We start from the raw sequence: 8,244 nt of genomic DNA, 5'->3' as shown, positions 1-8,244 counted from the left end.
TCCGGTCACTGAGTGAGCCGGGCCTTTGTGATGGTGTCAGACGATTACTCGCTGAGCGTCGGAACCTTGCGCGGAGCCATGAAGTACATCCAGATCAGCGCGATGAAGTACATCGCCGGAATCATGGTGAACAGCACGTTGTAGTTATTATTGGTGGCGGTCAGCACCGCACCGACAATCTGGGTCATGAACATACCGCCAATGGCCGCACACATGCCGCCGAAGCCGAACACCGCACTCATCATGTGCTTGGGCGTGTAGTCCATCACCAGGCTCCAGATGTTTGCGGTCCAGGCCTGATGCGCACCCACTGCAAGCGAGATGGCCAGTACCGCCACCCACAGGCCGCTGGCGTTGGCGGCGAATACCACGCTGCAGATAGTGATGGCAAAGATCAGCATCGACAGCAGACGCGCAGTGGTCGCACGCATGCCGCGCCCGATCAGCCAGGAGGACAGGATGCCGCCACCTACGCTGCCGAAGTCAGCGGTCAGCCAGATCAGGATCAGCGGGATGCCCATCTGCGTCACGCTGATACCCAGGTTGTATTGCTGATTGAGAAACGGCGGCAACCAGTACAGGTAGAACCAGAACACCGGCGCAGTAATCGCGTAAGCCAGCGCGAACGCCCACGTGCCGCGCATCTTCAGAGTGCCGGTGAAGGGCACCTTGACCGGCGCAGGTTCGACTTCCTGATTAATATAATCCAGCTCGGCCTTGCTGACGGTCGGATGCTCTTCGGGGTTGTAGTACTTCAGACGCCACATGATGACCCAGATCAGCCCCAGCGAACCCATCGCTATAAAGGCCGCCTGCCAGCCCCAGACGGTAAGGATCAGCGGCAGCAGCGCCGGCGTCAGCATTGCGCCGACGTTGGTGCCAGCGTTGAAAATGCCAGTCGCCACGGCACGTTCACCTGCCGGGAACCACAGACGTGTGGTCTTTACACAGGCCGGGTAGTTGGCAGCCTCGGTCAGGCCGAGAATGAACCGGCAGACCATGAAGCCCACAGCGGAAGTCGCAAGGCCATGAGCGCCGGTCGCCAGGCTCCACAGCAGCACCGCGAGGAAGAACGCGCGCTTGACGCCGACCTTGTCGATAAAGCGGCCTTGCAGCACGAAGCCCACCGCGTAACCGACCTGAAACCAGAAGTTGATGTTGGCGTAGTCCATCGCCGTCCAGCTCATTTCCTTGGCGAGGATGGGCTGCATGACGCCAAGCGCCGCCCGGTCGATGTAGTTCAGCGTGGTGGCGAAGAACACCAGGGCGAGCATGCCCCAGCGCGTCTTGCCCACGGCGAGTGCGCCGCGAATCTTTTCGCCCATCCCGGCACGGGCGGCCTGGGCGACAGGGTTGGTCTGGGTGTTAAGCATGATGTTCTAACCATCCGTTCCAGGACTGTGCTGCTGGCAACAGTCGGACTGAGAAGTCCACTCGATGCAGGCGTTGTGCAGGTAAAGTGAAGTCGTAGAACCGTGATTCGACTGGCCTGTTGACTCAGGCTTTCATCGAGACGATCCGTCGGGCCGACAATTTACAGGTTGGGCCGCGCAAGTGTGTTGGAATGTTTCAGGCGACGCAGATCCGCGCGGGGCTTTTGGCCGGACGAGTTCGTTGAACCTGACGTCTGGAGAGACGGACGGGCGAGCGGGCGAGCAAAGCGAGAAGGGTGCACATGAGCAATGTTCCTGTTTTTTGAATTGTTATGGGTTGCTGCTGATGAAGCAAAAGATCAAAACGTTTGACTGCGGGTCTACCCTGCAATGTGATGCTGATGTTGAGCATTGCGCGGTACAGCGTCAATTGAGTAAAACGGCTTTTGTTCGATAATCGAACGTAAAACTAACCGGTTCGTACACTTTATGTTGCTGTAGTATTTTGACAGGCAAATACTTTACTCGCACCTCTGAATAAGGCCGGGAAAGGCCTGGAATGCGGTGCTGTCCAGTCGCGACCGAAACAGGTCGCGTTCATCCAGGAGCTGAAAAGCATGCAGCGTTCAATTGCTACCGTATCCTTGAGCGGTACTCTGCCGAAAAGCTCGAAGCCATCGCCGCAGCCGGCTTTGATGGCGTCGAAATTTTCGAAAACGACTTGTTGTATTACGACGGTAGCCCACGCAACGTCAGGCAGATATGTGCCGATCTTGGGATCGCCCTCACCCTGTTCCAGCCGTTCCGGGATTTTGAAGGCTGCCGCCGTGATCGTCTGCAGCGCAATGTCGACCGTGCCGAACGCAAATTCGATCTGATGCAGGAACTGGGCACCGATCTGGTGCTGGTCTGCAGCAATGCGTCTGCCGATTCGGTGGGCGACGAAAATATTCTGCTGGATGACCTGAGCCTGCTGGCCGAGCGTGCCGGAGCCCGTAACCTGCGTGTCGGTTATGAGGCGCTGGCCTGGGGCAAGCATGTGAACACCTGGCAACAGGTCTGGAACCTGGTGCGTCAGGTTGATCATCCGGCACTTGGGGTGTTGCTCGACAGCTTCCATACCTTGTCACTCAAGGGCGACCCGAGCGCGATTGCGCAAATCCCGGGTGACAAGATCTTCTTTGTGCAAATGGCCGACGCGCCGATTCTGGCCATGGATGTGCTGGAGTGGAGCCGCCATTTCCGCTGCTTCCCCGGTCAGGGCGAGTTTGATCTTGCCGGTTTCCTCGCGCCGATCCTGCGCAGCGGCTACACCGGCCCATTGTCGCTGGAAGTGTTCAACGACGGTTTCCGTGCCGCCCCGACTCGCGCCAACGCGGCGGACGGCTTGCGCTCGCTGCTTTATCTGGAAGAAAAAACCCGCCAGTTGATGGCGCGTGACGAGCCAGCCGCTGTTCCTGAAATACTTTTCAACCCGCCCGCTGCCAGCACTTACAACGGCGTCGAGTTTCTGGAATTTGCGGTCGATGAGAGCCACGGCGCGCGCCTCTCGGGCTGGTTGCAACGGTTGGGTTTTGCCAGGCTGGGTCAGCATCGCTCCAAGGCGGTCAGTCTGTTGGGGCAGGGGGATATCAAGATCGTGCTCAATGCCGAACCCTATTCGTTTGCCCATAGCTTTTTCGAGGCCCACGGGCCGTCGTTGTGCGCCACTGCCTTGCGCGTCGATGACGGCCATCAGTCGCTGGAGCGTGCGCGGGCCTTCAAAGGCCAGCCGTATCGCGGGCTGGTCGGCCCCAATGAGCGGGAGATTCCTTCAGTCCGCGCGCCCGACGGTAGCCTGATCTATCTGGTTGATAGCGCTGGGCCCGGAGAATCGATTTACGACAGCGATTTTGTCGTCGACCCGCAAGCGGTTGCCAAGGGTGGTTTGCAGCGTATCGACCACATGGCCATGGCGCTGCCTGCCGACAGCCTGGACAGCTGGGTACTGTTCTACAAAAGCATCCTGGATTTCGAGGCCGATGACGAAGTGGTGCTGCCCGACCCCTACGGTCTGGTGAAAAGTCGTGCCCTGCGCAGTCGTTGCAGTACCGTGCGCCTGCCGCTGAACATTTCCGAGAATCGCAACACGGCCATTTCCCACGCGCTGTCGAGTTATCGCGGCTCTGGGGTGCATCACATTGCGTTCTCCTGTGAAGACATCTTTGCCGAGGTCAGCCGCGCCAAGGAAGCGGGGGTGCCGTTGCTGGACATCCCGCTCAATTACTACGACGACCTGGCAGCCCGCTTCGATTTCGATGAAGAGTTTCTCAGCGAACTGGCGTATTACAACGTGCTCTATGACCGCGATGCGCAGGGCGGCGAGCTGTTCCACGTCTACACGGACGCCTTCGACGGGCGCTTCTTCTTCGAGATCCTGCAACGCAAGAATGGATACGTGGGCTATGGCGCGGCCAACGTGCCGGTGCGTCTGGCGGCGATGGCCAAGGCGCGCAATGTGGCAGCGCGTCAGGCGCGGCTGTAACGCGAGATCGACTGAAGAGCTGCTGCGAGGGTTCGAATCCCTCGCAGCTTCCCTCTGCCTGCGGTCAGCTTCATACTTCGCGCATTACTCGTGGTCATGAGCCAACAATGAAAAAAATCGACTCCGCCGTTGCCGTTGAACCTGCCGCTACCGTGCCCAAGGGCCGCAAGAACAACCCGGAAAAAACCCGCGAAGATATTCTTCAGGCTGCTGTCGCCGAATTCGTTGCCCACGGTCTTACAGGCGCGCGCGTCGATGCCATCGCCGAGCGAACTAAAACCTCGAAACGGATGATCTATTACTACTTCGGAAGCAAGGAGCAGCTGTATGTCGAAGTGCTGGAAAAACTCTACGGTGCGATTCGCAACACCGAGAGCGAGCTGAACCTGAGTGAGCTGGAGCCTGTCGAGGCGATTCATCGCGTGGTTGAATTCACCTTCGATCACCATGACAGCAACGTCGATTTCGTGCGTATCGTATGCATCGAAAACATTCATTACGGCGAGAACGTCAAACAGTCCGATTCGATCCAGGCCAAAAGCCAGAATATCATCAGGGCGCTCGATGGCATCCTGCGACGCGGCGAGGCCAGTGGCTTGTTCCGCGATGGTGTTCATCCGGTGGACCTGCACCTGATGATCAGTTCGTTCTGCTTCTACCGGATCTCCAACCGCCATACCTTCAGCGAAATTTTCCAGATCGAGCTGTGGAGCGAGGAGGTCAAACAGCGTCACAAGGCGATGATTTGCGACGCTGTGCTGCGTTATCTCAAGCGCTGAGGTTTACAGCGTATGGAAGTGCGCCATCATCCGTTCTGCATCGGCTGACTGGCCACTGAATAACTCAAATGCCTTGACTGCCTGAAACACCGCCATGGTGCTGCCATCCAGCGTGCGGCAGCCCAGCGCACGGGCATGCTTGAGCAGTTCGGTTTCCAGCGGGAAGTAGATGATTTTCGCGACCCACAGCTCAGGGCGCAGCAACTCGACCTGCAACGGCGTGCCCGGCAGTTTGGCCATGCCGACCGGCGTGGTATTGACCAGGCCGTCGGCTTCGGCCACAGCGGCAGGCAAATCGATACCCACCTTTGCCCGTCCGGCACCGAAATGCCCGTTGAGGTTGTCCACTAGCCCTTGCGCGCGTTGCGGCTCGACTTCGAATACTGTCAGGCATTCGACGCCAGCGCTCAATAACGCATGAGCCACGGCAGCGCCTGCGCCACCTGCGCCCATTTGCACCATCTGCTGACGTGGAGCCTTGTCCAGGCCGCGTTGGAAGCCTTCGGCAAAACCCAGGCAGTCAGTGTTGTGACCAATGCGCTTGCCGTCCTTGAACACCACGGTATTCACTGCGCCGATACCGCGGGCTTCGGCGGACAGTTCGTCCAGCAAGGGGATAACCGCCTGCTTGCACGGAAAGGTGATGTTCAGGCCGGTGAAGCCACAGTTTTGTGCGCTTTCGATAAGCTGGGGCAGGGCGCTGATATCCAGTTGCAGGGCGTCGATATCGATCAGCCGATACAAGTAGCGCAAGCCCTGTGCGTCGCCTTCTTGCTCGTGCATGGCGGGCGTTCGCGAGGCCTGGATGCCCGAGCCGATTAGGCCGGCAAGAACGGATTTTTTTTCAGCATGGGTCATAGAATACGTCTCTTGTTTTTGTGCCACTGCCCGGTCCAGAGCAGGTGTTGAGCGGAATGTACCAGATGGTTAATAGTGCCGCAGGTGGCAGGCGATTGCCATGCAGCGATATTGTGCGGTGATCGCCCTAATCAGTGATAATCCACGGCCAGCCGCTTCAGATCAGCCAGAGTTCACGCCGCACATGCCCGATTCCGTTTTTAGCGCCGCACAGCAACAAGCCAGCACGTTGTACCTGCCGCCAGGCGCGTGGGCCACAGTGCTCGATTGCCTGTGCGCGAAATTCACCGCCATCAGCCGCGAACAATGGCTGGACCGTATTGCCCGCGGACGGGTGCTGGACGAAAACGGCAAGGCCATCGCGCCTGACCTTGCGTACCGCGAGGGCCTGCGCATTCACTATTTCCGTGAGGTGCCCAACGAAACGCCGATCCCGGTGCTCGAAACGATTCTGTACGCCGACGAGCATCTGGTGGTGGCGGACAAACCGCACTTTTTGCCGGTGACACCCGCAGGTGAGTACGTCGAGCAGACGTTGCTGCGCCGTCTGATCCATCGCTTGGGCAACCCCGATCTGGTGCCGCTGCACCGTATCGACCGGCACACCGCCGGGCTGGTGCTGTTTTCCGCCAACCAGCAGACGCGCTCGGCTTATCAGGCGCTGTTTCCCACCCGGCAGATCGACAAGTTCTACGAAGCCATTGCGCCAGCGTTGCCGGGGCTGGAGTTTCCACGTTTGCACGAAAGCCGTCTGGTCGAAGGCGAACCATTCTTTCGCATGCAGGAAGGAGCAGGGGCGAGCAATACCCGGACGCAGATCGAGGTGCTCGAACGGCAGGATCAATTGTGGCGGTACGGGCTTTATCCGGTGACCGGCAAGAAACATCAACTACGCGTGCACATGGCGGCACTGGGCGCGGGCATCTGCAACGACCCGTTCTACCCGGCCGTGGTAAAGAACCCTGTCGACGATTATCAAAACCCTCTGAAGCTGCTGGCCAAGGGCTTGCGCTTCATCGACCCGCTCAGCGGTAAACAGCGTCAGTTCGAGAGCCTGCTTGAACTCGACTGGTAAGCGGTAAAGCCGGGCTGACGGCCAAAAAAAACCCGCACTCGGCGGGTTNNGGGGGGGTTTTTTCAAATCAGTCACACGACGCCCGGATCACAGATCCTTGACGGTACGTACCTGATCCTTGTTGATGCGGGTCTGCTTGCCGTCGAGTTGCTTGAACTCGTAGAAGCCCGATTCTTCATCGTACTTTGGCGTATCGACAGCCTGGATTTCACGACCATCGTTCAAGGTGATCACAGTGGGCGATGCGCAGCCGGCGAGGGAGGCAATGCTCAATGCAAGCAGGAAGGCAGCGGGAAGGGGCCGTTGTTTCATTACTGTGTCTCCAGATGGATTCTTGATTTACTGAACTCTCAGACGGATACACCGTCGGCAAAGTTCCGTATACACCGTCAGCAAGTTCAATAGCCAGTCACTTGCCACAGTTTTCGCTGATCCCGGTCAACAGACAGGGAGTATTCAGGTTGGCCAGGCGTGGATCGCCAGCTTCCAGTTGCAGGGCGACTGGTTGCAGCGGTTCCAGGGCCCGTCTCGGGCTGCGTTCGCCGGCCTGCCATGCGGCTTCCAGCGTTGCGGCGTGAGCGATGGGGATCATACATAAAAGCGGCTGCCAGTGCTGGCCTTCACGCACCATTATTGGTCGCTCCGGGCATTCAACAGCCTTTTCGCGTAACGCTTGCAGCAACGGTTCATCGACCAAAGGTACGTCGCAGGGCAGAACCAGCAACCACTGATGCCGGACGAGTGGCAGGGCGGCGCGAATTCCGGCCAGAGGACCGTTGAAATCGGCATCGTCGTCCTGCACCAGTTGATCGGCGTACTGCGCATAGCGCTCGATGTTGCGGTTGCAGGAAATGATCAGGTCGTCGGTCAGCGGCCGGGTCAGCCGGTGCAGGTGCTCGATCAGCGCCTTGCCCTGCCACTCGATCAGGCCCTTGTCACGCCCGCCCATGCGCTGCCCGCGACCTCCGGCCAGCAGCAGGATAGAGCAGGGAGGCAGTGCGGCAGGGACATTCATCAAATACTCGGCGGGCAGTCAAAAGGAGTGCTGTGATATAACACCGGCCTGTTTCCTTAACAACTGGATGAGGCCATGAAAGCCAAGGCTGACACACCTTTCGTACCCCTGAATATCGCCGTGCTGACCGTCAGCGATACCCGCACCCGTGAAACCGATACCTCGGGCCAAATGTTCGTCGACCGTCTGACCGACGCCGGTCATGGCCTGATCGAGCGCGTGCTGCTCAAGGATGACCTGTACAAAATCCGCGCTCAGGTAGCGACCTGGATTGCTGACGATCAGGTGCAGGTCGTGCTGATCACCGGCGGCACTGGCTTCACTGGCCGTGACAGCACGCCGGAAGCCGTGGCGTGTTTGCTCGACAAGCAGGTCGATGGTTTCGGTGAACTGTTCCGGCAGATTTCGGTGCCGGATATCGGCACCTCGACCATTCAGTCCCGTGCGTTGGCGGGCCTGTCCAATGGCACCCTGGTGTGCTGCCTGCCGGGCTCCACCAATGCGGTACGCACGGCGTGGGACGGGATTCTCGCCCAGCAACTGGATTCGCGCTTCCGGCCCTGCAACTTCGTGCCGCACCTCAAGCAGGCCGAGCCCTGTGCGACTCGTGGTTGAGTGCT

7 protein-coding genes and 1 pseudogene are annotated in these 8,244 nt (G+C 59.1%); 4 read left to right on the top strand and 4 right to left on the bottom strand.

Annotated elements, in window-relative coordinates; all coding sequences use genetic code 11:
- Window positions 1-44 precede the first annotated feature (44 nt).
- Window positions 45-1,373 carry an MFS transporter gene (locus ALO64_RS13055; RefSeq protein WP_044343777.1) on the bottom strand — a complete coding sequence of 443 codons (1,329 nt, stop codon included), beginning with the start codon at window positions 1,371-1,373 and terminating at the stop codon, window positions 45-47.
- A 617-nt stretch (window positions 1,374-1,990) separates the two neighbouring features.
- Here ALO64_RS13055 and quiC point away from each other — a divergent pair.
- Both quiC and ALO64_RS13045 read left to right on the top strand, forming a co-directional pair.
- Window positions 1,991-3,897 (top strand): annotated as a pseudogene (gene quiC, locus ALO64_RS13050) (3-dehydroshikimate dehydratase QuiC).
- Window positions 3,898-4,004: 107 nt separating this feature from the next.
- Entirely contained in the window at window positions 4,005-4,676 is a 672-nt protein-coding gene (locus ALO64_RS13045) for a TetR/AcrR family transcriptional regulator (protein WP_010212247.1), read from the top strand.
- Window positions 4,677-4,679: 3 nt separating this feature from the next.
- Here ALO64_RS13045 and ALO64_RS13040 read toward each other — a convergent pair whose 3' ends face one another.
- Window positions 4,680-5,534 (bottom strand): shikimate dehydrogenase, encoded by an 855-nt coding sequence (locus ALO64_RS13040; RefSeq protein ID WP_044343778.1) that lies wholly within the window; start codon window positions 5,532-5,534, stop codon window positions 4,680-4,682.
- Between the two features lie 184 nt (window positions 5,535-5,718).
- Between ALO64_RS13040 and ALO64_RS13035 the strand changes: the two genes are divergently transcribed.
- Window positions 5,719-6,609 (top strand): pseudouridine synthase, encoded by an 891-nt coding sequence (locus tag ALO64_RS13035; protein ID WP_010203209.1) that lies wholly within the window; start codon window positions 5,719-5,721, stop codon window positions 6,607-6,609.
- Window positions 6,610-6,696: 87 nt separating this feature from the next.
- Here ALO64_RS13035 and ALO64_RS13030 read toward each other — a convergent pair whose 3' ends face one another.
- Both ALO64_RS13030 and mobA read right to left on the bottom strand, forming a co-directional pair.
- On the bottom strand, window positions 6,697-6,921 hold the full coding sequence (locus tag ALO64_RS13030) for a YgdI/YgdR family lipoprotein (RefSeq protein ID WP_044343779.1): 225 nt from the start codon (window positions 6,919-6,921) through the stop codon (window positions 6,697-6,699).
- 97 nt (window positions 6,922-7,018) lie between these two features.
- Window positions 7,019-7,624, bottom strand: coding sequence for a molybdenum cofactor guanylyltransferase MobA (gene mobA, locus ALO64_RS13025; protein ID WP_044343780.1), 606 nt, complete (start codon window positions 7,622-7,624; stop codon window positions 7,019-7,021).
- Window positions 7,625-7,699: 75 nt separating this feature from the next.
- Between mobA and moaB the strand changes: the two genes are divergently transcribed.
- Complete coding sequence (moaB, locus tag ALO64_RS13020; RefSeq protein WP_002553131.1) at window positions 7,700-8,239, top strand: molybdenum cofactor biosynthesis protein B; 540 nt, start codon at window positions 7,700-7,702, stop codon at window positions 8,237-8,239.
- The last annotated feature ends 5 nt before the right edge of the window (window positions 8,240-8,244 follow it).

It is taken from the genome of Pseudomonas meliae (genome assembly GCF_001400515.1).
Taxonomy (GTDB): Bacteria; Pseudomonadota; Gammaproteobacteria; order Pseudomonadales; family Pseudomonadaceae; genus Aquipseudomonas; species Aquipseudomonas amygdali.
This window is presented reverse-complemented; position numbering and strand designations above follow the sequence as displayed.